This is a genomic window from Cereibacter changlensis JA139 (assembly GCF_003034985.1).
GTDB lineage: Bacteria > Pseudomonadota > Alphaproteobacteria > Rhodobacterales > Rhodobacteraceae > Cereibacter > Cereibacter changlensis.
In genome coordinates this window covers 19,529-46,048 of sequence record NZ_PZKG01000015.1, presented here as the reverse complement: position 1 = coordinate 46,048, position 26,520 = coordinate 19,529, and the positions used below count along the sequence as shown (strand labels likewise).

Below are 26,520 nucleotides of genomic sequence, written 5' to 3'. Positions count from 1 at the left end.
TCAGTCCTTGTTGAGCCAGCCCAGCGTGCGGGCGCGCATACGGTCGAAATGAAGCGCCATGGCGGCAGCGGCCGTCGCGGCGTCGCGGCTGGCGATCGCGTCGATCACCGCGATATGCTCGCGGGCCTGATCGGCGAAATTGGTGTGGGTGCGGATGATGGTGCTGCGCCGCACGATGGCGCGCTGCTCGGCGAGCAACCCCGGCAGCAGCGTCAGGCCAGCGGCCAGCGCCACCGCGCGGTGGAAGATGCCGTCATCCTGCCAGAAGCTCTCGAAATCCATCGCCCCGGCGTCGAGGTAGCGCAGCTGCGCCTCGCGCGCGGCTTCAAGTTCGGGTGTTATGCCGAAGCCCGCCGCCCGGCGCGCGGCGGCGCGTTCGAGGATCAGGCGCAGCTGGATGATGTCGAGCAGCTGCTCGACCGAGACGCGCCGCACGAGGAGCGCGCCGTTGGCCATCCGCTCGATCACCTGCTCGCGCTCGAGCACCGAGAGCGCCGAGCGCAGCGGCGTGCGCGAGATGCCCAGCCGCTCGGCCAGCTCGCGCTCGGTCAGGATCGTATTCGGCGCGATCCGGCCCTCGAGGATGTCATCGCGAAGCCGGCGGTAGGCGCTCTGCGAAAGGGTCTCGGGACTCATGGGGAGCCGTTCCCGGACAGGGCGGCGAAGACGGCCTCGACCGCGCGGGCGAGGTCGGCCGGGTCCATCCCCTCGTCGGGGCAATGGCTGCCGTTCCAGTTGCGGATGAAGACCATGACGCTGTCCCAGCCCGCGCTGGCAAAGGCCGCCGCATCATGGCCGCCGCCCGAGAGCATCCGGCGCGGCGCGTCGCCCCGGCGCGCGGCGCCACCCGCCACCCAGTCGATCATCGCGGGCGAGAGACGCGCGGGCTGGCTGCGGCTCTGGGCGCCAAGATCGAAGCGGATGCCGGGCCGCTCGGTCTCGATCCGGCGGATCTCCTCGCGCAGCACGAGATCGGCCGCATCGAGCACCGCCACATCCTCCGAGCGCAGGTCGAGGCAAAAGCCGAGTTCTCCCGGCACCTTGGCCATCGCATGCGCGGGCGAGGCGGCGTCGACCTTGCCGAAGGTCACGGTCAGATCCGCCCCGCGCGCGAGGAATCCCTGCCATGCCCGGTCCATCGCCATGACGAGATCGGCGAAGGCCACCACCGCATCGGCGCGCCCCTCGCGCGGGGCGCCGCCGGAATGGGCCCAGGCGCCATGCACTTGCGCCGTGCGGTAGCGCAGCCCACCCCGGATCGCCGAGACGATGCCATAGGGCTCGCCCGCGCGGTCGAGGACCGGACCCTGCTCGATGTGGAATTCAAGGAAGCGGGCGGGCTTCGGCGGCTCGGCCCGCATCAGCGCGTCGGGGTCGAAGCCCTGCTCGCGCATGTGCTCGGCCAGGGTCCGTCCGGTATCCACGCGGCGCGCCTCGAGCTCTTCGGGCAGCAGCCGGCCGAGCGCCGCGCGCGAACCGATGTAGGAGACGGGAAACCAGACGCTCTCCTCGGCCCGTGTCACTGTCAGGACGAAATCGGCCTCGGGTGTGACGCCCGCCTCGCGCATGGCGGCGACGAGCGCCAGCGCGGCGGCCACGCCCGCCTGCCCGTCGAAGGCGCCGCCCTCAGCCACCGTGTCGAGATGCGAGCCGCAATGCAGCGGCGGAAGGCTCGGGTCGCGCCCCTGCATCCGGGCGAAGAGGTTACCGGCATGGTCGCGGCTGACGCTCATGCCCAGCGCGCGAGCCTCGGCCTCGATCAGCGCATGGGCTCGGCTTTCGAGGTCGGAATAGGACGGGCGAGTCCAGCCGGGGCCGGCTTCGGACAGGGCGTTCACCGCGGCCAGCACCCGGTCGATGGTGTTGCGGATGGTGCGGGCGGGGGTGGTTTCAGCCATGGGCAGATCGGTCATGCGCAGGTCCTTCCGACCTTGGTTTCGGCGGAGGCAGGGCTGCGGGTCTCCGCGCGCCAGACATCGGGATTGATCGCGGTTTCGGGCAGCCTGCCCGCCAGCGCCTCGATGACGTGGCGCGCGGCCTCGACGGCCACGCGGCGCAGCGCCTGCTCGGTCGTGCCGCCGAGATGCGGCGTGAAGACCACGTTGCCGTGCCCGGCCAGCGGGCCAGAGGGCGCGCCGGGCGAACAGACATCGAGCCCCGCGCCGCCCAGATGGCCCGAAGCCACCGCCTCGAGAAGCGCCGCCTCGTCCACCAGACCCGCGCGGGCCATGTTGACGAGGATGGCGCCCGGTCGCATCGCGGCGAAGGCGCGGGCGTCGATCATGTGCCGGGTCTCGGGGCGCAGCGGCGTGTGGAGCGACACGAGATCGGCCTCGCCCAGCCCTTCGGTGAGGCTCGCCACGCGTTCGCCTCCCTCGATCCGCGGCACGCGCGGCGAATGGACGAGAAGGCGCATGTCGAAGGCCTGCGCCAGCATCCGCCCCGTCTCGCGGCCGCTGGCTCCCCAGCCCACGATCAGCGCGGTGCGCCCGCGGAGTTCCGAGAAGCGGGCGGATTCGCGAAAGCCGCCCTGCCCCTCGCGGACCGCGCGGTCGGCGGCGGGGATGCGGCGGACCACGGCGAGCGCCAGTCCCACGGCCAGTTCGGCCACCGAGCGCGCGTTGGCGCCGGGGGTATTGGCCACGATCACGCCCTTGCGGGCGGCCGCCTCCTTGTCCACCGGATCGTGGCCCGCGCCATGCACCACCACGGCCTTCAGCCGGTCGCCCGCCGCGAAGGCCGCGGCATCGAGGCCCGCGTCGCGGGTGATCACAGCATCTATGCCGCCCATGTGGCGCGCCACCGTCGCCATGTCGGGGGCAGGACACAGCACCGGCGTGATCCCGGCCGCGCGGAGGGCGGCGAGTCCCGCCTCGTGGATGGGTTGGACGATCAGGCAGTTCATGAGGCACTCGCGGTAACGGGCGCCGCGGCGGCGCGGCGCAGACGGAGAAGCACGGCATCCCGCGCATGTTCGAGATGGGCGCGCAGCCGCGCCTCGACGGCGTCGGCATTGCCGCTGCGCACGGCGTCGAGGATCTCCAGATGCTCCTCGCAGCCTCGCAGGAACCGCTCTGGCACCTGATTGTGGTCGAAGATGCAGGTACGCCGGTGCAGGGCCGAGACCGTCTGCGCAATGGCCTGATTGCCGAATTCGCGCCCGAGCAGGTGGTGGAATTCGTAGTCGGTCTGGCGCTGGAGATCGTTGACTGCCGGGTCCGACGCCATGAGGTGACGCACCCGCGCTTCCATCGCGTCGACCTGCGCCGGGGGCAGCCGCACCGCCGACCGCGCCGCAAGCGGCTCGAGTTCCAGCCGCAGGAAGAACACCTCCTCGACATCGGCGGGCGTCACGCTGCGCACGCGGATGAACCGCCCCATCACGACGGCGAGGCCTTCGCTCTCCAGCCGCTTGATCGCCTCGCGCACGGGAGTGCGCGACATGCCGAACAGCTCCCCCAGGGCGGCTTCCTGCAGCAGATCGCCGGATTTCAGCGCGCCTTCGAAGATCATCGAGATGATCCGCTGATAGGCCTCGTGGGCGAGTGGTCTGGGGGCTGTCATGGCCGCCGATCCCTGTCCGGGAGGGTGACCGGGCGAAGGATCTCTTCCACATCGTAGAAGCCGCCGACAAGCTCGCAGGACAGGAGGTAATCCGAGCGCAGCACGCTCTCCGGCTTGGCCACGAAGGACCGGAGCATCTGCCGCAGACGGGCCTGCTTCGCGATCCAGAGATCCTCGCCTTCGGCCGGGGTGACGAGGCTGAAGCGGAAGCGCGCGCCGACCGGCATCTGCGCCAGCCGCGCCAGATCGACCGAGGCGACGGTGCCGATCTTGGGATAGCCGCCGGTGGTCTGGCTCTCGGCCAGCAGCACGAGCGGCATCCCCGAGCCCGGCACCTGCACCGAGCCGGGCACGGTGCCATCGGAGACGATGTCATGCCCCTTGGCGGCCGGCAGTTCGACGCCGCCCAGCACCATGGCCATCCGGTCGCGCTGCGGGGTCACGATGAACTCACGCTCGGTAAGGCTTCGGATCACCTCGGGCGAAAAGCTGCTGTCCTGCGGGCCCAAAACCAGCCGGATCGGCCCCTCCTCGTGCAGGAACACCGGGCTCTCGGGTCGCAGGCAGGGCGCGTCGGGCGTCTGCTCCCCCAAGGGCAGGCGATCACCCGCACGGACCGCACGGCCCTCGATCCCGCCGAGGCCGGAGCGCAGATGGGTCGCGCAGGACCCCAGCACCCCGGGCAGGTCGAGCCCGCCGGAGAAGGCGAGATAGGCCCAGACCGCCCCGTCCGGCGCCCCCACCGTGAGCGTTTCGCCTGGGTTGAGCCGATGGCTCTCGCCGGCGAGGACCACACGTTTGTCGATGCGGATGACGCAATCCGCAGCGGCAATCGCGAAGCGCACGGGGCGGTCGCAGCGGAAGCTGCCCGCCGGTCCGGCGAATTCCAGCGCCGCCGCGCCGGGCGCATTGCCGACCAGCCCGTTCGCGAGCGCCATGGCGGCGCGGTCGATCGGGCCCGCGGGCGAGACGCCCATGTGGCGCAGACCGAAACGGCCCGCGTCCTGCACGGTGAGCATGGGTCCGGCGGAAAGAACGTCCAGGGTCATAGGCCGATCTCTTCCGGAGTGACGATCATCTTGCCGGCGGCGCTCCGCGCCTCGAGAACGCGAGCCTCCTCGGCGTCGATCGGGTGGAAGCGGACATGGTCGCCCGCGCGGAACAGGAAAGGCTCGGGGCGCGACGCATCGAAGGAACGCACCGGGGTCCAGCCCAGAAAGCGCCAGCCGGAGGGACCGGCGACCGAGTTGATGTTGCCCTGCTGGCCGCCGATGCCGATGGCGCCGCGCGGGATGTTCTGGCGCGGCTTCGGCAGGCGGGGCGTGTGCAGGATCTCGGGCTGGCCGCCGAGATAGGCGAAGCCCGGCGCGAAGCCGATCATGTAGACGCGGTAATCGGCGCCGGAATGGAGGGCGATCAGCTCCTCCGGCGTCAGGCCCTTCATGCGCGCCATCTCCTCGAGGTCCTGCCCGACCTCGCCGCCATAGAGGCAGGGCACGCGCCAGAGCCGCCGCGCCTGCGCCGTCTCGCGCGGCTGGCCCGCGAGCACGAGCAGCCGCGACCCGAGCTCGGCGCCGCGGATCCGCTCGGGATCGTAGCAGACGAGGAGCGAGCGGTAGGTGGGCACGATGTCCTGCACCCCCTCGAGCGCGCCGGCGCGCACGGCCGCTTCCACCTCGGCGGCGAGCGCGATGATGCGGGCGTTGCACTCGGCATCGATCGTCTCGCCGATCTGGATCGTGAGGGCACTGTCACCGCAGAGAAGCAGGCGGGGGGTCATGGTCACGGATCATACTCTTTTCGAAGGATCGGCGTTCAGGAGCATCCGCGGCCCCCGAGGGCCGCGGAACGTGTCAGTTATTGCGCATCATCTCGGGCAGGAAGCTGATAATGCCGGGGAACAGCGCGATCAGCAGGACGAAGGCCGCCATGATCAGGAAGAACGGCATCGTCGCGCGGGTGATGCGGCCCATGCTGTCGCCGGTCAGACGCTGGATGACGGTGAGATTGAACCCCACGGGCGGGGTGATCTGCGCCATCTCGACCACGATCACCAGGAAGATGCCGAACCACACCTTGTCGTAGCCCGCAGCCATGGCGAGCGGCAAGGTGATCGGCAGGGTCATGACGATGATGCCGAGCCCCTCCATGACCGTGCCGAGCAGGACATAGAAGACCAGCAGCACCACGATCAGCATCAGCGGCGACATGCCCCAGCTCTGGATCTCCGTCGCGATGTAGCGCGGGATGCCCAGATAGCCGAGCACGGTGGACAGGAACATCGCGCCGATCATGATGAGCCCGATCATGGCGCAGCTCTCGGCCGCCTGACGCGCCGCGGAGAGAAGTCCGCCCAGCGTGAGCGTGCGCTGCGCGAAGCCGATGACCATCGAGACGAGGACGCCGACGGTCGCCGCCTCGGTCGGCGAGGCGATGCCGCCATACATCGACCCGATCACGCCCCCGATGAGCAGAAGCAGCGGTCCGAGGCCCTTCAGCGCCACCATCTTCTCGCGGAAGCTGGTGCGCACGGGCACCTCGCCCATGAGCGAGGGGTTCAGCAGGGCGCGGGTCGCCAGATAGCCCATGTAGGCCGCCGCGAGCATGAGGCCCGGCACGATCCCGGCGATGAACAGCCGCAGGATCGATTCCTCGGCCATCACGCCGTAGATGATCATGATGGTCGAGGGCGGGATCAGGAACCCCAGCGTCCCCGCCCCGGCAAGGCTGCCGGTCACCAGGTCGCGGTTGTAGCCGCGGTCGATCAGCTCCTTGGCGGTGATGCGCCCCACGGTCGCCGTCGTCGCCGCCGACGAGCCGCAGACGGAGGCGAACATCGTGCAGCCCAGCACCGTGAGATGGGTCAGCCGCCCCGGCACCCGGCGCAGCCAGGGTGACAGGCCCGAGAACAATGCTTCGGAGATCCTCGTCCGGAACAGGATCTCCGCCATCAGGATGAAGAGCGGCAGGGCCAGCAGTTCGGGAGAGACGACGACGTTGTAGGTCTGTTGCGCCAAGAGCTTCAGCCCGGGCATGTTCGGCCGGAACAGCGCGATCAGCCCGGCCCCCGTGCCGATGAGGCCAAGCCCGATCCAGAGGCCGCTGCCCAGCAGCAGGGTGATGAGGCCGAGCAGGGTTGCGATGACTTTTCCCATGATCCTGCTCCTATTCGAGGCCGGGGCCGACAGAGATCGGCTCGCCGCGCGACAGGCGCAGCATCTGTGCAAGGCACTGCAGGGTGAGGATCGCAGCGCCGATGGCGAGGGCGGATTGGGGATAGACGAGGGGCACCCGGAACGAGGTGGCGGCGGTCGAGCCGCGCAGACCGGAAAGCCAGGCCATCTCGACCAAGGCCCATGTCAGGTAGCCGCAGATCACGAGGCCGACGCCGCAGGCGGCGAATTCGATCACCCGGCCGACAGCGCGCGGCAGGGTTTCCAGCAAGGCCGTGACCCTGACATGGCTGCCACCCTTGAGCGCGCTGCCACTGGCGAGAAGGAAGCAGGTCCCCATCAGGTAACCGGCAAGATCCCAGGAAAAGTGCAGGGAATAGGCAAGGAGGTTCCGCGAGAAGAGTTCGGCCGCGATGAGCCCCAGGATGCCCAGCAGGGAAAGCGCGCCGATATAGCCGCCGAGATCGGTCACGCCGTCGATCACGGCGAGCGTCCGGCGGAAGCGGATCGATGAAAGTGAGGTCATGGAACTCAGCCGTCTGACGAGGAAGGGAAGCCAGCGCCGCGGGACTGCGGCGCAGGGAACGGGGAAAGGATGCGGCCGGGCCGAAGGCCCCGCCGCATCCCCGACGGGCATCCCCTCAGTTGCGCACGGCGAGATAGGCGTCGATGATCGGAGCCGATTCCGGCACCCGGGTCTTGAACGCATCCCACAGCGGCAGCGCCGTCTCCATCAGCTTGGCCGACAGCTCCGGCGAGGGGGCGGAGACCTCGACGCCGTTCTCTTTCAGCAGGGCGATCTTCTTGTCATCCTCGGCCCGGCTGTTCTGCCAGAACTGGCCTTCGAGACTGGCCGCCGCCGCCTCGATCTTCTCCTGGGTCTCGAGCGGCAGCTCGTTCCACGCGTCGAGGTTCACCGACATGACGTTCGACGACGCCTGCCAGTTGAACGTGCTCATGTATTTGGTGAATTCCCAGAACGACCCATCCACGCCCGAAGAGGACGAGGTGGTGACGCCCTTGATGGTGCCCGCCGCGAGCGACGGCACGACCTCGCCCCAGGGCATCTGGATCGGCACCGCGCCGAGGGCGCCGAAGAAGTCATTGCCATTGGAGTCGACGACGCGGACGGTCAGGCCCTTCAGATCCTCGACCGTGTTGATCGGATTGGGCGCGAAGACGGCCTGACCCGGCCAAGGCACCATGTAGAGGATCTTCTGGTTCATGCCCGCGGCGACTTCCTCCAGCTTCGGCCGGTAGAACTTGTGCAGCAGCGCAAGCTCGGCCATCGAGGGCGCGAGGAAGGGCAGCGTCTCGATGCCCAGGATCGGCGCCTCGCCGACCTGCTGGTTCAGCAGGATATCGGCGATCGGGACCAGCCCGTCCCGCACCGCGGCCATCGCCTCCGGCCCCTTGATGCCGAGCGCCCCGCCGGAGTGGACGGTGATGACCAGCTCGCCCTCCGTGACCTCCTTGACCGCTTCGGCGAAGGCCATCGCATTCTGGGTATGGAAATTGCCTTCGGGCCAGACGATCGACATGTCCCACCGCGTTTCCGCCCATGCCGAGCTGGCGACCGCCGAAAGCGCAAAGGCTGCAGATACTGCGAAACTTCCCTGTTTCATGTTCTCCCTTTCCGGGTTTGGTTGGCTGGATTACTCTTGAGATTTCAGTATACCAACAGTATCCGTTTTATGAAGCGCGGCGAGGCGGCCTGTCAATCTCCGACCGCGATCGACGAAACAAAAAGCACAATGCAATGTAAAAGCTCAACTTTTACGCAAAGGACGACGCGGGATGGTTAAGAAGATCGATCTGAACTGCGACATGGGCGAGAGCTTCGGCGCCTATGTGATCGGCGACGACGCCGGCATGCTGGAGTTGGTGACGTCGGCCAACATCGCCTGCGGATTCCACGCCGGCGACCCGGTGGTGATGCGCCGGACGATCCGCATGGCCAAGGAGAAGGGCGTCTCGGTGGGCGCGCATCCTTCCTTTGCCGATCTCTACGGTTTCGGCCGGCGGCGGATCTCGGGCGAGCGGCCCGAGGATCTCGAGACCCAGCTCATCTTCCAGATCGTGGCGATGCAGGGCATGGCCGCGCTGGAGGGCCATCCGATGACCCATGTGAAGACCCATGGCGCGCTCGGCAACATGGCGGCGGTCGACCCTGACCTCGCCGCGCTCTGCGTCCGGGCGATCCGGACGGTCGATCCTGGCCTCATCTTCGTGACGCTGCCCTATTCCGAAACCTTCCGCGCCGCCGAACAGGCGGGCCTCCGGGTCGCCTGCGAGATCTATGCCGACCGCAGCTATACGGATGCGGGCGAGCTTACCCCGCGCAGCCAGCCCGGCGCGGTGATCCACGACCCCGAGCAGAGCCTCGCGCAGGTGCTCGAGATGGTGGTGAACGGCCATATCCCCACGACGGGCGGCAAGCGGCTGCCGGTCAGCCCCGACACGCTCTGCATCCATGGCGATACCGCGGGCGCGGTCGCCATCGCCCGCCGCCTGCGCAGCGCCCTCGAAGAGAACGGCATCGCCATCGCGCCGTTCGCCCAAGCCTGAAGGATCCGACCATGACCCGCACTCTCTATCTCAACGGGGCCTGGCTGCCTGAATCGGAGGCCAAGGTCTCGGTCTTCGACCGCGGCTTCCTCATGGCGGACGGCATCTACGAGGTGACCTGCGTGCTCGACGGCAAGCTCGTCGATTATGCGGGCCATGCCGCGCGGCTGCAGCGGTCGGCGCAGGAGCTGGGCCTGAGCCTGCCGCTCACCGAGGCCGAGCTGCTTGCGGTGCATCGCGAGATCGTGGCCCGCAACGCGCTCGATCAGGGGATGATCTATCTCCAGCTGACCCGGGGCGTGGCCGAGCGCGACTTCGTCTATCCGCCCGCCGGCACGCTGCCGACGCTCGTGATGTTCACCCAGGCCAAGAACGTGCTGGAAAACGCCGCGGCCGAGGCGGGCATCCGCGTGGCGCTGCTGCCCGACCTGCGCTGGGGACGGCGCGACATCAAGACGGTGCAACTGCTCTATCCCTGCATGGCGAAGATGGAGGCCAGGGCCCGCGGCGCCGACGACGCCTGGCTGGTCGAGGACGGCTTCGTGACCGAAGCCAGCGCCGCCACCTCGCATATCGTGACCGCCGAGGGCGTGCTCGTCACCCGCGACCTCTCGCACGCGCTCCTGCCCGGCGTCACCCGCGCCTCGGTGCTGGAACTGGCCGCGGCGCATGGCGTGCGCGTCGAGGAACGCGCCTTCACCCCCGACGAGGCGCGGGCCGCCCGCGAGGCCTTCATCACCTCGGCCACCAACTTCGTGGTTCCCGTGGTGGCCATCGACGGCGCGACCGTGGGCGACGGCAAGCCCGCCGCGCTGACCCGCGACCTGCGGCGCTTCTACATCGAGACCCGCCGCGCGTCGGCAATCTGAGGAGAGAGACCATGGCCGACCGGATCAACCGCCACACAAGCGGCGTCTACATCATCGCCGCGACCCCCTTCACGGATCAGGGCGCCATCGACCACGAGAGCCTCCGCCGCCTCGTCGATTTCTACATCGGCCACGGCGTGACCGGCCTCACCATCCTCGGCATGATGGGCGAGGCCAACAAGATGACCGGCGACGAGCGCCGCGCGGTGATCGACACGGTGCTCGCGCGCACGGGCGACCTGCCGGTGGTGGTGGGCGTCTCGGACCCGGGCCTCGGCAACCTCACCAATCTCGCCTCCTATGCCATGGACGAGGGCGCGGCGGGCGTCATGGTGGCCCCCTCGGCCGGGCCCGCGCGCGAGGACCGGATCGAAGGCTATTTCCACGCCGTCTGCGAGGCGCTCGGACCGGACGTGCCGGTCTGCTTCCAGGACTTCCCGCTGGCCACGGGACTGCCGGTCTCGCCCGCGCTGATCCGCCGTCTGTCGCAGGAGCGCGCGCAGATCGTCATGCTCAAGCACGAGGACTGGCCGGGGCTGACCAAGATCACCCAGCTGCGCAAGCAGGAGGAGGCGCCGGAGGTCGCGCGGCTCTCGATCCTCTGCGGCAATGGCGGGCTCTACCTGCCGCAGGAGCTGCAGCGCGGCGCCGACGGCGCCATGACGGGCTTTGCCTATCCCGAGGCGCTCGTGCAGACGGTGGCGCTGCATCAGGCAGGCCGGGTGGACGAGGCCGAGGATCTCTTCGACCGCTACATCCCGATCCTGCGCCACGAACAGCAGCCGGGCTTCGGGCTGGCGGTGCGCAAGTACGTGCTGATGAAGCGCGGCGCCATCACCTCGGCCGCCACCCGCGCACCGGGGCCGAAGATGTCGGCAATGGACGCGGCCGAGACCGACCGGCTGATGGCGCGCCTCGAGGCGAGGCTGGCGGACCGCCTGTAGATGCCGAGCCCTCGCGCCGAGAGGCTAAGGCGGCCGGTCGGCCGGAGGGCCTCGCGGCGCTCCACCCTGCCGGTCCGGCAGGGTGTCCCTCTGACCGGGGAAGGATAGACCGAGGCCGCTCACCCCAGGCGCCGCCAACCGGTCCAGCACCGCCCATGGCTCTTGCCGCAGGACCCGGCTTGCCTGCCCCGGCAGCTGAGGCACGCTCCGCGCCGCTTCAGGGCTCGGAGAGCATGCTGCCGAAGCGGCTGATGCTGGTCTCGATGAACTGCCGGGCGATCTCGGTCGCCGGCACGCCTTCGGTCACGGCGAAGGCGAAGCGGTGCAGGAGCCTCTCGCGCAGCGGCCGGATCTCGATCGGCAGATGGGCGAAGTCGCGGGCCATCAGCTCGTTCACCAGCGTCACCCCGATGCCGCGGGCGGCGAGCGCGCAGGCGGATTGCACGGAATGCGCCTCCACCCGCACCAGCGGGCGCAGGCCCACCTCCCAGAAGGCCTCGTCGATGTCACGCCGCGGCAGGCGCATCCGGCCCAAAAGGATCAGCGGCACAGCATGAAGGTCGCCGATCGACACCGTCTCGCGTTCTGCCAGCGGATGGCCGCGCGGCATGACGCAGACCGTCGGCACTTCGATCACCGGCGTGGTCACAAGCCCGGTGCGTTGCGTCGGCATGCGCAGAAAGCCGATCTCGGCCCGCTCGTCGAGGATCATCCGCTCGATCGTGTCATAGGCGCCGGTGTGCAGCTCGACCTGCACCCGCTCGTTGCGGGCGAGGAAATCGGCGAGTATCGTCGGCACGATCGACATGGTCAGGCTGGCCGGAAAGGCGACGCGCAGCATCTCGGTGGCGTAGTTCCCGGCCCTCAGCTCGCCCGCCCGCTGGGTGAGCCGCGCGCCATGCTCCACCAGCCCGACGATCTGGCCCTGCAGCAGCCGGTTCTCGCGCGTCGGGATCAGCCGCCCGCGGTCGCGGACGAAGAGCGGGATGCCCAACTCCTCTTCCAGCTGGGCGATCCGGCGGCTGACCCCGGATTGCGACAGGCCCAGCGCCTCGGCCGCGGCCTGTGTCGTGCCCTTCTCGACGACAGCGCGGAAGGTCTCCAGCAGGCTCAGCTGCATCTATGCCGTTTCCTCATGGACTTACCAAGTTTACGCATGATCTTGCATAGCTTCGAATCATTCCGCAAGGTCAAGTGAAATGGAAGGTAGCGACGATATGACACCAGCTCCGGTTTCCGCCCTGTCCCGTCGAAAAAGATCCGCGGCATGACCGTCTTCATCTTCCGGCGCCTGATCCAGGCGGTGATCGTGCTGCTCGCGACCTCGGTGATCGTCTTCCTCGGCGTCTTCGCCATCGGCGACCCGCTGGAAATCCTGCTGCCGGGCGATGCGACGGCGGCGGAGCGCGCGCAGGTCGCGGCCTCGCTGAACCTCGATGCGCCGCTGCCGATGCAGTATCTGACCTTCCTCGGCTCGGCCCTGACCGGCGACTTCGGCAACTCCTTCGTCTTCAACCGCCCGGCGCTCTCGGTGATCTTCGAGCGGCTTCCGGCCACGCTGGAGCTGACCACCACGGCGCTGGTGCTGTCGCTGGTGATCGGCCTGCCGCTCGGGCTCTGGGCCGGGACCAAGCCGCAGACGCTGGTTGACGAGAGCGTGATGACCGGCTCGATCCTCGGCTTCTCGCTGCCGAACTTCTGGCAGGGGATGATGCTGGTGATGATCTTCTCGGTCTGGCTTGGCTGGCTGCCCTCCACCGGGCGGGGCGAGACCGGCACCATCCTCGGCATCCGCACCAGCTTCGCCACATGGGACGGGTTCACCCATCTCATCCTGCCCGCAACCAATCTGGCGCTGGCGCAGATCGCCCTCGTGATCCGCATGACCCGGACCGGGGTGCAGGAGACGATGCCGCTCGATTTCGTCAAGTTCGCCCGGGCGCGCGGCCTTTCCGAAGGGCGGATCCTCTTCGTGCATGTGTTCAAGACCATCCTCATCCCGATCGTCACGGTCATCGGGGTGGAGTTCGGCTCGCTCATCGCCTTCGCCGTGGTGACCGAGACGATCTTTGCCTGGCCGGGGGTGGGCAAGCTGATCATCGACTCGATCAACGCGCTCGATCGTCCGGTGGTAGTGGCCTACATCCTCGTCATCGTGGCGATGTTCATCGCGATCAACTTTCTCGTCGACCTGCTCTACTCGCTGCTCGACCCGCGCATCAGGGGGCGGGCATGACCGGCGCCTTCCTGTCCGGCGAAAGCATGCCGGCGCGCATCCTGCGCGGTCTCCTCGCCAGCCCCAAGGCCTCGGTCGCGGCCTTCATCTGCCTCGCGCTGGTCATCGCGGCCATCCTCGCCCCGCTGATCGCGCCGCAGAATCCCTACGACCTCGCGCAGATCGACTTCTTCGACGGCCGCCTGCCGCCGGGCAGCGAAGGAATGTCGGGGATGACCTTCTGGCTCGGCACCGACACGCAGGGGCGCGACATGTTCTCGGCCATGCTCTACGGGCTGAGGACCAGCCTCGCCGTCGGCCTGACCTCTGGCCTGCTGGCGCTGCTCGTCGGGACCACGCTGGGACTGATCGCCGCCTATGCCGGGGGCAGGGTCGATGCCTTCATCAGGCGGGTGGTCGATCTGATGCTGGGCTTTCCCACCATCCTCGTCGCCCTGATGATCCTCGTGGTCTTCGGGCAGGGGACGTGGAAGGTGATCCTCGCGCTGATCTTCGTGCAATGGGCCTATTTCGCCCGCGCCGTCCGCGCCGCCGCGCTGGTCGAGACCGGCAAGGACTATGTGGAGGCCGCCCGTTGCCTCGGCCTGTCGCCCGCCCGCATCCTCGCCGCGCATATCCTGCCGAACTGCCTGCCGCCGCTGATCGTGATCGGCACGATCCAGGTGGCCAATGCCATCGCCGCGGAGGCGACGCTCTCCTTCCTCGGGATCGGTCTGCCGATCACCGAACCCTCGCTCGGGCTCTTGATCGCCAACGGCTATCAGGTGCTCTTGGCCGGGCTCTACTGGATGAGCGTCTACCCGGGGCTCCTGCTGCTCGTCATCGTCTTCTCGGTCAATATTGTCGGTGACCGGCTGCGGGTGGTGCTGAACCCGAGGATCGAGACATGAGCGCGCCACTTCTCCGGGTCGAGGGCCTGAAAACCTGGTTCGACACGCCCAAGGGCATCGTGAAATCGGTCGATGGCGTCGATCTCGATGTCGGCCGGGGCGAGATCCTCGGGCTGGTGGGCGAGAGCGGGTCGGGCAAGTCGGTCACCGGCTTCTCGCTGATCGGGCTGGTGGACAAGCCGGGCCGGGTGGTCGAGGGCCGCATCGACTTCAAGGGCGAGGATCTCCGCACCGCCTCTCCGGCCCGGCTGCGCTCGCTCAGGGGCGACCGGATCGCGATGATCTTCCAGGACCCGATGATGACGCTGAACCCGGTGCTGCGGATCGGCACCCAGATGATCGAGACGGTGCAGGCGCATCGCAAGGTCAGCCGCGCCGAGGCCCGCGCCAGGTCGGTCGAGGCGCTGGGCAAGGTCGGCATCCCGCATCCGGCGGAGCGGATCGACGCCTACCCGCACGAGTTCTCCGGCGGGATGCGGCAGCGCGTGGCCATCGCCATCGCCCTGCTGCACGAGCCCGACCTCATCATCGCCGACGAACCGACGACCGCGCTCGATGTGACGATCCAGAGCCAGATCCTCGCGCAGGTGCAGAAGCTGGCCGCCGAGATGGGGCTGGGGCTGATCTGGATCAGCCATGACCTAGGGGTGGTCGCCGCGCTCGCGCAGCGGGTGGCGGTGATGTATGCGGGCCGGATCGTCGAGCGCGGCACCATCGACGAGGTGCTCGACGCGCCGCAGCATCCCTATACCGCCGGGCTGATCGGCTCGACGCCGATGGCAAACGAGCGCGGCAAGCCGTTGCGGCAGATCCCGGGCTCCGCGCCCCCGGCGCTCGGGCGGCCCAGCGGCTGCCCGTTCCGGCCGCGCTGCGCCCGCGCGACCGAGATCTGCCAGACAGAACCGCCCGAGACGCTCACCGGTCAGCATGGCTGGCGCTGCTTCCACCCGCTGCAGACCCCCACGGAGGTGCGCGCATGACCGATGCGACCCCAGCAGCCCCGGTTGCGCGCGCCGTGGGCGTCACCAAGCGTTTCCAGCGCGGCACCGATGCCGTCGACCGTCTGGCGATCCGCCTCGGCATCGCCAAGCCGCCGCCCGCGGTCCGGGCACTCGATGCCGTCGATCTCGAGGTGCGCAAGGGCGAGGTGGTCGGCCTCGTCGGCGAATCCGGCTGCGGCAAGTCCACGCTGGGCCGGGTGATCGCGGGGATGCTGCCGCCGACCGGGGGCCGGGTCGAGCACCACGGCCAGGACATCGCCGGGCTGAAGGGCAAGGCCGCGCGCGACATGCGTCTGGCGACGCAGATCATCTTCCAGGACCCGATGTCCTCGCTCAACCCGCGCAAGCGGGTGCGCGAGATCATCGCCGAGGCGCCGCGGGTCCACGGGCTCGCCTCGCGCGCCGAGGCCCGGCGGCTGGTCGAGGAGCTTCTGGGCCGCGTCGGGCTCGATCCGGCGATGGCCGACCGCTATCCGCACCAGTTCTCCGGCGGCCAGCGTCAGCGCATCGGCATCGCCCGCGCTCTGGCGGTGAACCCCGATTTCCTGATCTGCGACGAGAGCATCGCCGCGCTCGACGTCTCGATCCAGGCGCAGGTCATCAACCTCTTCATGGAGCTGCGGCAGGAGCTGGGGCTCACGCTGCTGTTCATCAGCCACGATCTGTCGGTGGTGCGGCACATCTCGGACCGGGTGGTGATCATGTATCTGGGCCGCGTCGTGGAAGAGGCGGCGACCGACGCCATCTTCGACGCGCCGCGCCACCCCTATACCGAGGCGCTGCTGCAGGAGATCCCGCGGCTCGACCGCCGGGCGCGGGCCTTCGCGCCGGTGAAGGGCGAGATCCCCTCGCCGGTCAATCCGCCCTCGGGCTGCCATTTCCATCCGCGCTGCCCCTTCGCGATGGAGATCTGCAAGACCACCCGCCCGCCGCTGATCGACGTGGCGGCAGGGCATCGCGCGGCCTGCCACTTGAACGGCGGCATGGGGCGGCTGCCCTCGGACATCGCAAGCGACACAAGAAACCATCAGGGAGATCATCCATGACAAGCTTCAAATCCGCCGCGCTCGCGGCCCTGCTCTGCGGCGTGGCCATGCCCGCCCTGGCGCAGGATCTGACCATCGGCCGGTCGAGCGAGCAATCCTCGATCGACCCGCAGTTCTCGCGCACCGGCAACAACCAGATGACCTCGACGATGATCTTCGGGCGGCTGGTCGAGTTCGACGCCAACCTGCAGGTCAGCCCCGGTCTGGCCGAAAGCTGGCAGAACATCGACCCGACCACCTGGGAGATCAAGCTGCGCTCCGGCGTCACCTTTCACGACGGCTCGGCCTTCACCGCTGACGACGTGATCTTCTCGCTGGAGCGCGCCGACGAGGTGCCGAACTCGCCCGCACCCTATACCGATCAGGTCTCGGCCGTGGCGGGGATGGAGAAGGTCGACGACCTGACGATCCGCATCACCACCAACGCCCCGGCGCCGACGCTGATGGAAGACATCGGCCGGGTGTTCATCGTCTCGAAGGCCGCCACCGAGGGCCGCTCGAGCGAGGACTTCATGACGCCCGAGGTCGCCGTCGGCACCGGCCCCTACAAGTTCGTTTCCTGGACCCCGGGCGAGACGCTGGAGCTGCAGGCCCATGACGGCTTCTACGGCACGGCGCCCGAGTTCAAGGACGTCGAGGTCCGTTTCATCTCCAACGACGCGGCGCGGGTCGCGGCGCTGCTGTCGGGCGCGGTCGACGTGATCGACGCCGTGCCGCCGACCGATGTGGCCACCGTCGAGAACAGCGACGGCTTTTCGGTCTTCTCGACGCAGTCGGGCCGGATCATCTACCTTGGCCTCTCGATGCGCGCCGACACCGCGCCGGGCGTCGCCGGGGCGGACGGCCAGCCCCTCGCCGACAATCCCTTCAAGGACCCGCGCGTGCGCAAGGCTGTCTCGCTGATGATCGACCGCCAGCTGATCGTCGACCGGATCCTCGGCGGTTCGGGCGTTCCCGCCGGGCAACTGGTGCCGGAGGTTCTGGGCGGCCATGCCGATGACGTGATCCCGGATCAGCCGGATCTGGAGCAGGCCAAGGCGCTGTTGACCGAGGCGGGCTATCCCGAGGGCTTCAGCCTGACGATCTCCTCCTCGAACGACCGTTTCCCGGGCGACGCCGATCTGGCGCAGGCGCTGGGGCAGATGCTGACGCGCGGCGGGCTCAAGGTCAGCGGCGTGCAGGTCTTCCCCTACAACGTCTATTCCAAGGCGGCGACGGCGGGCGAGTACGGCGCCTTCGTCTTCTCGCTCGGCTCCTCCACCCCGACTTCGGGCCCGAGCCTGCAGGCCCTGCTGCACAGCTACGACAAGGAAGCCGGCGTCGGCGCCTTCAACCGCGTGCGCTATTCCAACGCCGAATTCGACAGCGCGATCGACACCGCGCTGCAGGAGTTCGACGAGGCGAAGCGCATCGAAATGCTGCAGGACGCCACGCGCCTCGTCTTCGAGGACACGCCCATCGTGCCGCTCTACTGGCAGGTGATCCACTGGGGCCTGAAGGACGGGCTCGCCATCACGGCCGGTCTGTCCGAAGATACCCTGCCGCAGGAAATCCGGAGCGCCGAATGAGTACCGAGGTCGCCCTCCCGGCCGGGGAACTGGTCGAAGACGGAATCATCGTCCACCGCGACGTGATGATCACGATGCGCGACGGTGTGCGTCTTGCCACCGACATCTACCGCCCGGCGGAGGGCGGCCGCCCCGTGGAGACGCCGCTTCCGGTGATCTTCGAGCGCACGCCCTACGACAAGGCCGGCACGCCGCGGACCGAACTCTCCGTGGCGCGGCCCACCCCCTACAGCCGTCCCGACCTGGCCTGCCTGCTGGTGCGCAAGGGCTATGTCGTCATCTGGCAGGATTGCCGGGGGCGCTATGCCTCGGAAGGCGTGTTCACGAAGTATGTGAACGAGGCCGAGGACGGCTACGACGCGATGGTCTGGATCGAGGCGCAGCCTTGGAACAACTCGCGCATCGGCACGATGGGCCTGAGCTACGACGCCCATGTGCAGATGGCGATGGCCTGTCTCAACCCGCCCGGCCTCGCCTGCATGGCGGTGGATTCGGGCGGCTTCTCCAACGCTTTCACCTGCGGCATCCGCCAGGGCGGGGCGCTGGAGATGAAGCAGGCGACCTGGGCCTACAACCGCGCGATGGAAAGCCCGCTGTCCGCCGCCGAGCCCGACATCCTGCGCGCGATCCAGGCGGAAGACCTGCACGGCTGGATGGCCCGCACGCCCTGGACCAAGGGCCGCTCGCCGGTGAAATGGGACCCCGATTACGAGGCCTATCTGCTCGACCAGTGGCAGCACGGAACCTTCGACGACTTCTGGAAGAAAACCGGGCTCTGGGCCGCGGGCTATTACCAGACCTTCCCGAAACTGCCGATCATCTTCATGTCGAGCTGGTATGACGCCTATGTGCAGACCACGCTGGAGAATTACGCGGGCCTCAAGGGCGATCCCGAGCGCCCGCTGACGCTGATCATGGGGCCCTGGACCCACGGCAACCGCTCGGAGCGGGTCTTCGGCGATGCCGATTTCGGCGAGGCCGCGACCTTCGACGCGCAGGTCGACAGTGACTGGCTGACCTACCGGCTGAAATTCTTCGCCCGCTGGCTGAAGGACGAGGCGGCGCCGGTGCTCGATGGCCGCGTGCATCTCTTTGTCATGGGCGGCGGCTCGGGGCGCAAAACCGGGTCCGGGCACCTCGACCACGGCGGGCAGTGGATCGAGACCACGGATTGGCCGGTGCCGGAGGCGGAGCCCTTGGTGCTGCATCTGCGCGCCGACATGACGCTGGGCGACACCCCCGGCGCGGAACAGGTGCTGTCCTACGACTACGATCCGCGCCACCCGGTGCCGACGATCGGCGGCTCGCTGACCTCCGGCGAGCCAATCTTCTCCGGCGGCGGCTTCGATCAGGTCGAGGCCGAGGGCATCTTCGGCTGCACCGCGCCCGGCATGCCGCTGACCGCGCGGCCCGATGTGCTGAGCTTCGAGACCGCGCCTCTGGTCGAAGACATGGTGATCGCCGGCCCGGTGACGGTGCGGCTCAAGGTCTCCACCGATGCGCCGGACACGGATTTCACCGCCAAGCTGGTCGATGTCTATCCGCCCTCCGCCGACTACCCGCGCGGCTATGCGCTCAACATCACCGACGGGATCTTCCGCGTCCGCTACCGCAAGGGCTACGATGCGCCGGAGCTCGTCGGCCCCGACGAGGGCGCCTTCGAGATCACCATCACCCCCTTCGCCACGACGAACCGCTTCGCCAAGGGGCATCGGATCAGGCTCGACATCTCGTCGTCGAACTTCCCGAAATACGACATCAACCCGAACACCGGCGAGCCCGAGGGCACCTCGCGCCGCAGCCGGATCGCGGTGAACAGCCTGCACCTGGGCGAGGCCGGCAGCGTGCTGGAATTGCTGCGCCTGCCGCAGACAGGGGACTGACGACCGCCCCTTCTCTGGATGCGCCGGGGACCCGGCGCATCCGGATTGTGCTTGGAGGCTCTGTCGCGCCCCTGCCCTCCCCGACCCGCTGCGCCCTTCGACAAAAAAGACCGCCCGAAGGCGGTCGTCACGAGTTCGACGGTGACATCAGTCCTGCTCCCGGGCCGATGCTTGGCGGCAGCAGGCCCGATCTACAAATCTTCAGTGCGTCCAGGCGCCGCGGCGGTCGGTGGCGAAGTTCTCGCCGTAGCCGCGGGCGCGGAGGATCGGTTTGCGCGGTTTCGGCTCCACCACCTCGGCGTCGATGCCGTGGTCGCGGGCGTAATCCTCGGCGGCCTTGCGGCTGTCGAAGCGCAGGGTGACCTGGCTCTGGGTGTCGTCCGACGAGGTCCAGCCCATCAGCGGGTCGATGTCGCGGGCGGTCGCGGCCTCGAACACCAGAACCCAGTCCCTGGCCTTGCCGACGCCGGATTGCATCGCATTCTTCGCAGGCTGGTAGATACGCGCGCGCATGGCCGGGCTCCTTCACATGTCGCACCGTTATTGGCGGCTTTCGCCGGGCAAATCAAGACCGTGCAGCCCCGGAAGACCCGCGGGGCGCGCGGGGAACTGCCGGCCGGTCACGGGAGGGTGGGTGGGGTGTGGTGCGACCGGCCGGCAGCCATGCTGCTTGCCGGGCCAGACTGCCGCATGACGGTTAATTGCAGATGAAGATCTGCGCCCCGCCCCTTGTTTGGGAACAAAAACAGATCAAATCTAGGCGGTCAGAGGAATCACCATGCCGCACAACAACACCAACCTGCCGATGCACCGCCCCGAAGTGCTCACCCGCCCGAAACTGGAGGGCGGCAAGCGCTTCAAGCTGCAGACCCCGTTCCAGGCGGCGGGCGACCAGCCGACGGCGATTGCCGAGCTGAGCGAGGGCGTCCTGGCGGGCGAGCACAATCAGGTGCTGCTGGGCGCCACCGGCACCGGCAAGACCTTCACCATGGCGCGGGTGATCGAGGAGACCCAGCGCCCGGCGATCATCCTCGCGCCCAACAAGACGCTGGCGGCGCAATTGTATGGCGAGTTCAAGGGCTTCTTCCCGGACAACGCCGTCGAATACTTCGTATCCTACTACGACTACTACCAGCCCGAGGCCTATGTGCCGCGGTCGGACACCTATATCGAGAAGGAATCGCAGATCAACGAGCAGATCGACCGGATGCGCCACTCGGCCACCCGGGCGCTCCTGGAGCGTGACGACGTGATCATCGTCGCCTCGGTGTCCTGCATCTACGGTATCGGCTCGGTCGAGACCTATTCGGCCATGACCCAGGATCTGGTGGTGGGCGAAAGCTACGACCAGCGCCAGCTGCTGGGCGAACTGGTGGCCCAGCAATACCGCCGCAACGATCAGGCCTTCCAGCGCGGCAGCTTCCGGGTCCGGGGCGATTCGCTCGAGGTCTGGCCGGCCCACCTCGACGACCGGGCGTGGCGCTTCTCGTTCTTCGGTGATCAGCTGGAGGCGATCGTCGAGTTCGATCCGCTGACGGGCGCCAAGACCGACAGTTTCAAGCAGATCCGCATCTACGCCAATTCGCACTACGTCACGCCGCGCCCGACAATGCAGCAGGCGGTGATCGGCATAAAGAAGGAGCTGCGTCACCGGCTCGACCAGCTGGTGAACGAGGGCAAGCTCCTGGAGGCGCAGCGGCTGGAGCAGCGCACCTCCTTCGACATCGAGATGCTGGAGGCGACCGGAGTGTGCAACGGCATCGAGAACTATTCGCGCTATCTCACCGGCCGCGCTCCGGGCGAGCCGCCGCCGACGCTGTTCGAATTCATCCCCGACAACGCCATCGTCTTCGCCGACGAAAGCCACGTCTCGGTCCCGCAGATCGGCGGCATGTACAAGGGCGACTACCGGCGCAAGTTCACCCTGGCCGAGCATGGGTTCCGCCTGCCCTCCTGCATGGACAACCGCCCGCTGAAGTTCGAGGAATGGGATGCGATGCGGCCGCAGTCGGTCTTCGTCTCGGCCACCCCGGCGGCCTGGGAGATGGAGCAGACCGGCGGCGTCTTCACCGAGCAGGTGATCCGCCCCACCGGTCTCATCGACCCCAAGGTCGAGATCCGCCCGGTCGAGATGCAGGTGGACGATCTTCTGGACGAGATCCGCCGGGTGGCGCTGCAGGATCTGCGGGTGCTGGTCACGGTGCTGACCAAGCGCATGGCCGAGGATCTGACCGAATATTTCCACGAGCAGGGCATCCGCATCCGCTACATGCACTCCGACATCGACACGATCGAGCGGATCGAGATCCTGCGCGACCTGCGGCTCGGCGCCTTCGACGTGCTGGTGGGGATCAACCTCTTGCGCGAGGGGCTGGATATCCCGGAATGCGGGCTGGTGGCCATTCTCGATGCCGACAAGGAGGGTTTCCTGCGCTCCGAGACCTCGCTGATCCAGACCATCGGCCGCGCTGCGCGGAACTCCGAAGGCCGGGTGATCATGTATGCCGACCGCATCACCGGCAGCATGGAGCGGGCGATGCGCGAGACGGATCGCCGCCGCGAGAAGCAGATCGCCTACAACATCGAGCATGGCATCACGCCGATGACGGTGAAGAAGAACGTCGAGGATGTGCTGGCCGGGCTCTGGCAGGGCGACACCGACATGGCGCGGGTCACGGCGCGGGTGGAAAAGCCGATGGTCGGCTCCAACCTCGGGGCGCATCTCGACGCGCTTCGGCTGCAGATGCGCAAGGCCGCCGAGAACCTCGAGTTCGAGGAAGCCGCGCGGCTGCGCGACGAGGTGAAGCGGCTGGAGGCCGTGGAGCTGGCGGTCGCCGACGACCCGCTGGCGCGGCAATCGGTGATCGAGGATGCGGCGGAAGCGGCGGTGAAATCCTCGGGCCGCAGCACCGCCGGACGGGCCGGGCAGCGCGGCGGCAACAAGCGCAGCAAGCGGCACTGACGCTCCCTACATCGGCGTTAACCGCAGCTTAACCCTTCCCCGCCCATCCTGCCGCCGTGGGATGGGCGGGGGTTCGGATGCGCCGACGGCTGAGAGGGTTCCTGCTGGCGGCGCTGCCGCTCTGGCTCGCCGGCCCGGTTGCGGCCGGGCCTTGGCCGCGCGACGACAGCGCGATCTTCCTGATCCTGTCGCAGGAGCGCGACGCGGCCGGCAACGGCTTCACCGGCCTCTATGCCGAATACGGGCTCAGCCCGCGCGACACGCTGGGCCTGGAGCTCGGGCGCAACAGCTTTGGCGACAGCAGCCTGCTTCTCTGGCTGCAACGCGGCTTCAGCTTCGGCAAGCTGCGCTTCGCCAGCTCGCTGGGCCTCGGCCTGTCGCAGCAGGAGACCGAGTTCCGCCCGCTGGCGCAGCTCGGGCTGTCGCTGGGCCAGGGCATCGACACGCCCTTCGGCGCGGGCTGGCTGGCCGCCGACACCCGCTTTCTGGTGATCGCCCGGCCGGTCAGCGAGACCGTGCGGCTCAACGCGACCACCGAGGTGAACTATCTCTACCTCGCGCCGGAAACCGGGGTGGAGGCGGATCTGACGCTGGGGCTGAAGCCGCGCGACGGGATCATGCTGATCGGCCAGCTGCGGATGGAGCAGCCGGAGAAGGGCGACTTTGCCGCCAGCCTCTCCGCCTCGGTGGTGCGCGACCTCGGCCGCCGGGCCAAGGCCGAGCTCGGCCTTGTCGGCCCGCTCACCGGAGGCGGCGAGCCGTCGCTGAAGCTGGCCGCCTGGCTCAGCTTCTGAGTGCTCAGTCGAAGATCATCTTCGCCAACACCAGCACGATCACCGCGCCGACGGCGGCGGCCAACAGCACCGCCAACAGGCCCGAGGCCGCCAGCACCGTCACCCCCAGCGCTACCAGCAGCAGCGGGGCGAGCAGCGCGCCGATGACGCCGATGGCGAGATAGCGGCCGCGGTTCCGCCGGCCGGCCGCCACGCTGGCCAGCCAGCCGGCGACGAGGCCGATCAGCACCAGCAGGACCATGCCGAAGATCCCGACACCCTGGATGAATTCTTCCATAATCGCCTCCTGTTAGCGGTTCCCTGCCCAACGCGCGGGCCGGGGGTCCGGGTCCGTGGCCAGCGAAAAAGCCTCAGAACACCGCGGCGACGTCATACATCACCGGCTCGAAGCCGCGGCAGAGCGCGGCGAAGCGGCGGGTGCGGTCGCGCATCTCGGGGGTGCGCAGCATGGCCTGGAAATCCTCGCGCCGGGTCCATTGCGAGTAGTTGGCGATCCGGGTCTGGGCGTCGTTCACATGCAGGCTGGCCGAGATGAAGCCGGGCTGGTGGCGGATGAACTCGGCATAGGCGGCGCGCAGTTCGTCCAGAAGGTCGGCGCAGGTGCCGGGGGTCATCTCGAAGGTGGTGATGACGGTCTGGCCCTGGAAGTCGGATGCGATCGTGGTCATGGCGGTCCTCCTCGGCTGCAGGGTAAGGCCGGGCGGGGCTTGCGGCAAGCGCGCCGCGCCCTACCCTGTTGCCGCAGCCCCAACCCGGAGATCCGCATGCGCTTCCTGATCCTGCTCTGTCTCGCCGCCCCCGCCGCGCTTCCCGCCGCAGCCTCGACCGACGAGGCCTGGGAGAGCTTCCGCGCCGAGGTCCGCGACGGCTGCCTCGCGGCGGCGGCGCCCCTGGGGACGGCGGTGGTCGAGGTCAACCGCTGGGGATCGGAGAGCCACGGCGCGGCGCTGGTGACGCTGCAGACCGAGGCCGGGGAGGTGGAGCGGCGAGTCTGCATCTTCGACAAGCGGAGCAAGGCGGTGGAACTGACCGAGCCGTTCGGGGGCTGAACCGGGCGGGACCGGGGGGCTGCGGCAAAATCGGCGCTTTGCAGCGATTTGCCCGACGGCTAGGGTGGAGCCATGCAACTCATCGATCCGAACCACCCGTTCTTCCGTCCCGCCTGGCGCCGCTATGTCACGGCGATCTTTCCCATCGCCTGGTCGGGGATGGAGATCTATCTCGGGAACCCGTTCTGGGCCGTCATCTTTCTGGCGCTGGGGGCCTATGCCTTCTGGGTGCTGATCGTGAAGGGGCCCGACGCCTCCACCTAGCCTGACCAGAGGCGGATGATCGGCGGCGCCGGGTCCGATGCGCCCCCTCGTCGGTCCGGGCAGGTGAGGCGGGCGCGCATCACGCCCGAGTCGCCCTCCACGGTGCTGTCCACGGCGCGGCAGCCGGTGGTTTCGGGGATCACCGCCAGCATGTCGGCGCGGATGCCGTCGTGCTGGCGCGGGCCGGCCCAGCCGAGACGGATCACCTCCACCTCCCTGCCATTGTCCCAGACGACGTAGTGGCGGCCGCTGCGCAGGATCTCGTGCTTCTGCGCGCCGAAGAACTTCGGCGAGGGCTGGGCGCCGCAGGCGGCGAGGAAGAGGAGGGTCCAGAGGAATCGCATGCCGCCATCCTGCGCCGCATTGCCTGAGACCCGGTTAATCGACTTCGCCGCCACCGGAGGGCCGCCGGGTTCCGGGGCCGGAGGGCGCCTGCGGGCAAAAAACCGCCGCGATCCGGCATTGCCAGTGCGGAAGGGGGAACCGTCGGGCGCGGGGCGGCGTTGCCTAGCTGACAATCAACCGGAGTACCATCATGCGTAAGCCCTTCTTCCTGCTGCCCCTGCTCGCCCTCGTCGCCGTCGCGGCCTGTGAAACCGTAGAAGGCGCGGGCCAAGACCTCGGCGCCGCCGGCTCCGCCATCTCGCAGGAGTCGCGTGAGGTTCAGGCCGGTCTCTGAGCCAGCGGCTCAGGCACAAGGATCAGGGCGGTGGGGAAACCCACCGCCTTTTTCTTTGAGGTGGGGCATGATGGCCCGGCCGTAGGGTGCGCATTCATTGCGCACCGTCGCGCGGGTCATGGTGCGCAATGAATGCGCACCCTACAGCTTGCTAGAGCGATCTAGGCACGAGCTTATATTCTCTCTTGTCAATCATCATCTTGTAAATAGGGAGATTAGACCCAAATGCGGCGGTGATCTTTTCCTCCACATCTCTAGAACTATTCGCTCCAATGTATATCGCCGAGACTTTGAGTCCTGGAATTATCCGGTATCCCGGGAGTTCGTCACCGCTGCTACAAAGACGCCACTCCTTCTCGTATGACCAGTCAGACGATTTTGTAAGCAGGGAATCGTCAAACGTCTTTCTTGCACGAGCCGAATCAAAACAGGGCAGACCGTCAAAGTTTTGATGCCCGATATAGTTCAGGGCATCAACTGTTGTGACAACTGGCCGTACGTCTGCATAGTCCAATCGTGCGAAGCCGACCCCACCGACATACATGCCAAAATCATCCATTTGATACTCCAAGCAAATTCCCTTGTGACTACTCGTGTAATGGCTCCACATCAGCAAGCTGTCGCAAACCTCTGAAAATGAGGCTATAAGCGTCGCACCCCTCACGGCCTCAAAGGCCGCAAAGGCAGTTTCTCGGTGAAAAACTGCCCCTTCCATTGTGGGGCCCAGCTGTTTCCGAACCTTAGCTTTTGATGCCCCCGAGCCAACCATAAAATCACTTAATGGACGACCAGATGTAGCGAATTTTCCACCAGTTATCCTAGAGAAATCCCTAAGGAACAGCCGGATGTCCGCTATGCTGCTGCGTTCGCGGCAAGGCCTAGCCTCGAACGGGTCATTTTGCGCGGTTAGTTGAGAGAGCCAAATCTTGCTGGAAGATATCGCCTGTTCAACCTCTTCCCAGAAATGCCAGGTATCAGCAGATCGATACCTGTAGAAGTATTCGGGAAACACTTCCACAAGTTACGCCCT

At 68.0% G+C, this 26,520-nt stretch carries 29 protein-coding genes; 14 read left to right on the top strand and 15 right to left on the bottom strand.

Annotation, left to right across the window (positions count from 1 at the left end; all coding sequences use genetic code 11):
- The 9 genes from C5F48_RS05465 to C5F48_RS05425 form a co-directional block, all read right to left on the bottom strand.
- Window positions 1-636 (bottom strand): GntR family transcriptional regulator, encoded by a 636-nt coding sequence (locus C5F48_RS05465; RefSeq protein ID WP_107662900.1) that lies wholly within the window; start codon window positions 634-636, stop codon window positions 1-3.
- Complete coding sequence (locus C5F48_RS05460) at window positions 633-1,913, bottom strand: Zn-dependent hydrolase (RefSeq protein WP_107662899.1); 1,281 nt, start codon at window positions 1,911-1,913, stop codon at window positions 633-635. The genes C5F48_RS05465 and C5F48_RS05460 overlap by 4 nt, the downstream gene beginning before the upstream one ends.
- Entirely contained in the window at window positions 1,910-2,905 is a 996-nt protein-coding gene (locus tag C5F48_RS05455; protein WP_107662898.1) for a hydroxyacid dehydrogenase, read from the bottom strand. Before C5F48_RS05455 ends, C5F48_RS05460 begins: the two co-directional genes overlap by 4 nt.
- A complete protein-coding gene (locus C5F48_RS05450) occupies window positions 2,902-3,564 on the bottom strand; it encodes a GntR family transcriptional regulator (protein WP_107662897.1) in 663 nt (220 codons plus the stop codon). Before C5F48_RS05450 ends, C5F48_RS05455 begins: the two co-directional genes overlap by 4 nt.
- Entirely contained in the window at window positions 3,561-4,613 is a 1,053-nt protein-coding gene (locus C5F48_RS05445) for a 5-oxoprolinase subunit C family protein (RefSeq protein WP_107662896.1), read from the bottom strand. Before C5F48_RS05445 ends, C5F48_RS05450 begins: the two co-directional genes overlap by 4 nt.
- On the bottom strand, window positions 4,610-5,344 hold the full coding sequence (gene pxpB / locus C5F48_RS05440; protein WP_107662913.1) for a 5-oxoprolinase subunit PxpB: 735 nt from the start codon (window positions 5,342-5,344) through the stop codon (window positions 4,610-4,612). Before pxpB ends, C5F48_RS05445 begins: the two co-directional genes overlap by 4 nt.
- 73 nt (window positions 5,345-5,417) lie before the next feature.
- Window positions 5,418-6,719, bottom strand: a complete 1,302-nt coding sequence (locus C5F48_RS05435; protein WP_107662895.1) for a TRAP transporter large permease — start codon at window positions 6,717-6,719, stop codon at window positions 5,418-5,420.
- Between the two features lie 10 nt (window positions 6,720-6,729).
- A complete protein-coding gene (locus C5F48_RS05430; protein WP_107662894.1) occupies window positions 6,730-7,263 on the bottom strand; it encodes a TRAP transporter small permease subunit in 534 nt (177 codons plus the stop codon).
- A gap of 115 nt (window positions 7,264-7,378) precedes the next feature.
- A complete protein-coding gene (locus tag C5F48_RS05425; RefSeq protein ID WP_107662893.1) occupies window positions 7,379-8,362 on the bottom strand; it encodes a TRAP transporter substrate-binding protein in 984 nt (327 codons plus the stop codon).
- A gap of 172 nt (window positions 8,363-8,534) precedes the next feature.
- Here C5F48_RS05425 and C5F48_RS05420 point away from each other — a divergent pair, with 172 nt between their 5' ends.
- Genes C5F48_RS05420 through C5F48_RS05410 form a run of 3 tightly spaced genes read left to right on the top strand, consistent with a single transcriptional unit; the run spans window position 8,535 to window position 11,118 of the window.
- Window positions 8,535-9,305: a LamB/YcsF family protein gene (locus C5F48_RS05420; RefSeq protein ID WP_107662892.1), complete on the top strand. Its 771-nt coding sequence runs from the start codon at window positions 8,535-8,537 to the stop codon at window positions 9,303-9,305.
- Between the two features lie 11 nt (window positions 9,306-9,316).
- A complete protein-coding gene (locus tag C5F48_RS05415; RefSeq protein ID WP_107662891.1) occupies window positions 9,317-10,174 on the top strand; it encodes a D-amino-acid transaminase in 858 nt (285 codons plus the stop codon).
- A gap of 11 nt (window positions 10,175-10,185) precedes the next feature.
- Window positions 10,186-11,118: a dihydrodipicolinate synthase family protein gene (locus tag C5F48_RS05410; protein ID WP_107662890.1), complete on the top strand. Its 933-nt coding sequence runs from the start codon at window positions 10,186-10,188 to the stop codon at window positions 11,116-11,118.
- A 217-nt stretch (window positions 11,119-11,335) separates the two neighbouring features.
- On the opposite strand, the gene C5F48_RS05405 is transcribed toward C5F48_RS05410, so the two are convergent.
- The gene (locus tag C5F48_RS05405) at window positions 11,336-12,238 is read right to left on the bottom strand and encodes a LysR family transcriptional regulator (protein ID WP_107662889.1); all 903 of its coding nucleotides are present in this window, start codon (window positions 12,236-12,238) and stop codon (window positions 11,336-11,338) included.
- Window positions 12,239-12,385: 147 nt separating this feature from the next.
- Between C5F48_RS05405 and C5F48_RS05400 the strand changes: the two genes are divergently transcribed.
- Genes C5F48_RS05400 through C5F48_RS05375 form a run of 6 tightly spaced genes read left to right on the top strand, consistent with a single transcriptional unit; the run spans window position 12,386 to window position 19,742 of the window.
- Window positions 12,386-13,354: an ABC transporter permease gene (locus C5F48_RS05400; protein ID WP_107662888.1), complete on the top strand. Its 969-nt coding sequence runs from the start codon at window positions 12,386-12,388 to the stop codon at window positions 13,352-13,354.
- Window positions 13,351-14,244 carry an ABC transporter permease gene (locus tag C5F48_RS05395; RefSeq protein WP_107662887.1) on the top strand — a complete coding sequence of 298 codons (894 nt, stop codon included), beginning with the start codon at window positions 13,351-13,353 and terminating at the stop codon, window positions 14,242-14,244. Before C5F48_RS05400 ends, C5F48_RS05395 begins: the two co-directional genes overlap by 4 nt.
- Window positions 14,241-15,224, top strand: coding sequence for an ABC transporter ATP-binding protein (locus tag C5F48_RS05390; RefSeq protein ID WP_107662886.1), 984 nt, complete (start codon window positions 14,241-14,243; stop codon window positions 15,222-15,224). The genes C5F48_RS05395 and C5F48_RS05390 overlap by 4 nt, the downstream gene beginning before the upstream one ends.
- A complete protein-coding gene (locus tag C5F48_RS05385; protein ID WP_107662885.1) occupies window positions 15,221-16,291 on the top strand; it encodes an ABC transporter ATP-binding protein in 1,071 nt (356 codons plus the stop codon). Before C5F48_RS05390 ends, C5F48_RS05385 begins: the two co-directional genes overlap by 4 nt.
- On the top strand, window positions 16,288-17,859 hold the full coding sequence (locus C5F48_RS05380; RefSeq protein ID WP_107662884.1) for an ABC transporter substrate-binding protein: 1,572 nt from the start codon (window positions 16,288-16,290) through the stop codon (window positions 17,857-17,859). The genes C5F48_RS05385 and C5F48_RS05380 overlap by 4 nt, the downstream gene beginning before the upstream one ends.
- Window positions 17,856-19,742: a CocE/NonD family hydrolase gene (locus C5F48_RS05375; RefSeq protein WP_211314637.1), complete on the top strand. Its 1,887-nt coding sequence runs from the start codon at window positions 17,856-17,858 to the stop codon at window positions 19,740-19,742. The genes C5F48_RS05380 and C5F48_RS05375 overlap by 4 nt, the downstream gene beginning before the upstream one ends.
- A gap of 201 nt (window positions 19,743-19,943) precedes the next feature.
- Here the strand turns inward: C5F48_RS05375 and C5F48_RS05370 are convergent, their stop codons facing one another.
- Window positions 19,944-20,255, bottom strand: a complete 312-nt coding sequence (locus tag C5F48_RS05370) for an ETC complex I subunit (protein ID WP_107662883.1) — start codon at window positions 20,253-20,255, stop codon at window positions 19,944-19,946.
- A gap of 265 nt (window positions 20,256-20,520) precedes the next feature.
- Here C5F48_RS05370 and uvrB point away from each other — a divergent pair, with 265 nt between their 5' ends.
- On the top strand, window positions 20,521-22,704 hold the full coding sequence (gene uvrB / locus C5F48_RS05365) for an excinuclease ABC subunit UvrB (RefSeq protein ID WP_107662882.1): 2,184 nt from the start codon (window positions 20,521-20,523) through the stop codon (window positions 22,702-22,704).
- 77 nt (window positions 22,705-22,781) lie between these two features.
- Entirely contained in the window at window positions 22,782-23,498 is a 717-nt protein-coding gene (locus tag C5F48_RS25065) for a hypothetical protein (protein ID WP_107662881.1), read from the top strand.
- A 4-nt stretch (window positions 23,499-23,502) separates the two neighbouring features.
- Here C5F48_RS25065 and C5F48_RS05355 read toward each other — a convergent pair whose 3' ends face one another.
- Both C5F48_RS05355 and C5F48_RS05350 read right to left on the bottom strand, forming a co-directional pair.
- Window positions 23,503-23,775 carry a GlsB/YeaQ/YmgE family stress response membrane protein gene (locus tag C5F48_RS05355; RefSeq protein WP_107662880.1) on the bottom strand — a complete coding sequence of 91 codons (273 nt, stop codon included), beginning with the start codon at window positions 23,773-23,775 and terminating at the stop codon, window positions 23,503-23,505.
- A 73-nt stretch (window positions 23,776-23,848) separates the two neighbouring features.
- Entirely contained in the window at window positions 23,849-24,166 is a 318-nt protein-coding gene (locus C5F48_RS05350; RefSeq protein WP_107662879.1) for an antibiotic biosynthesis monooxygenase family protein, read from the bottom strand.
- Between the two features lie 96 nt (window positions 24,167-24,262).
- Here C5F48_RS05350 and C5F48_RS05345 point away from each other — a divergent pair, with 96 nt between their 5' ends.
- Window positions 24,263-24,547, top strand: coding sequence for a hypothetical protein (locus C5F48_RS05345; RefSeq protein ID WP_107662878.1), 285 nt, complete (start codon window positions 24,263-24,265; stop codon window positions 24,545-24,547).
- Between the two features lie 72 nt (window positions 24,548-24,619).
- Window positions 24,620-24,811, top strand: coding sequence for a hypothetical protein (locus tag C5F48_RS05340; RefSeq protein ID WP_107662877.1), 192 nt, complete (start codon window positions 24,620-24,622; stop codon window positions 24,809-24,811).
- Here C5F48_RS05340 and C5F48_RS05335 read toward each other — a convergent pair.
- Complete coding sequence (locus C5F48_RS05335; protein WP_107662876.1) at window positions 24,808-25,155, bottom strand: hypothetical protein; 348 nt, start codon at window positions 25,153-25,155, stop codon at window positions 24,808-24,810. The two genes, C5F48_RS05340 and C5F48_RS05335, sit on opposite strands and share 4 nt — an antisense overlap.
- Window positions 25,156-25,346: 191 nt before the next feature.
- Between C5F48_RS05335 and C5F48_RS05330 the strand changes: the two genes are divergently transcribed.
- Window positions 25,347-25,490 (top strand): entericidin A/B family lipoprotein, encoded by a 144-nt coding sequence (locus tag C5F48_RS05330; RefSeq protein WP_107662875.1) that lies wholly within the window; start codon window positions 25,347-25,349, stop codon window positions 25,488-25,490.
- A gap of 151 nt (window positions 25,491-25,641) precedes the next feature.
- Here the strand turns inward: C5F48_RS05330 and C5F48_RS05325 are convergent, their stop codons facing one another.
- Window positions 25,642-26,508 (bottom strand): DUF2971 domain-containing protein, encoded by an 867-nt coding sequence (locus tag C5F48_RS05325; protein WP_146170555.1) that lies wholly within the window; start codon window positions 26,506-26,508, stop codon window positions 25,642-25,644.
- Between the last annotated feature and the right edge of the window lie 12 nt (window positions 26,509-26,520).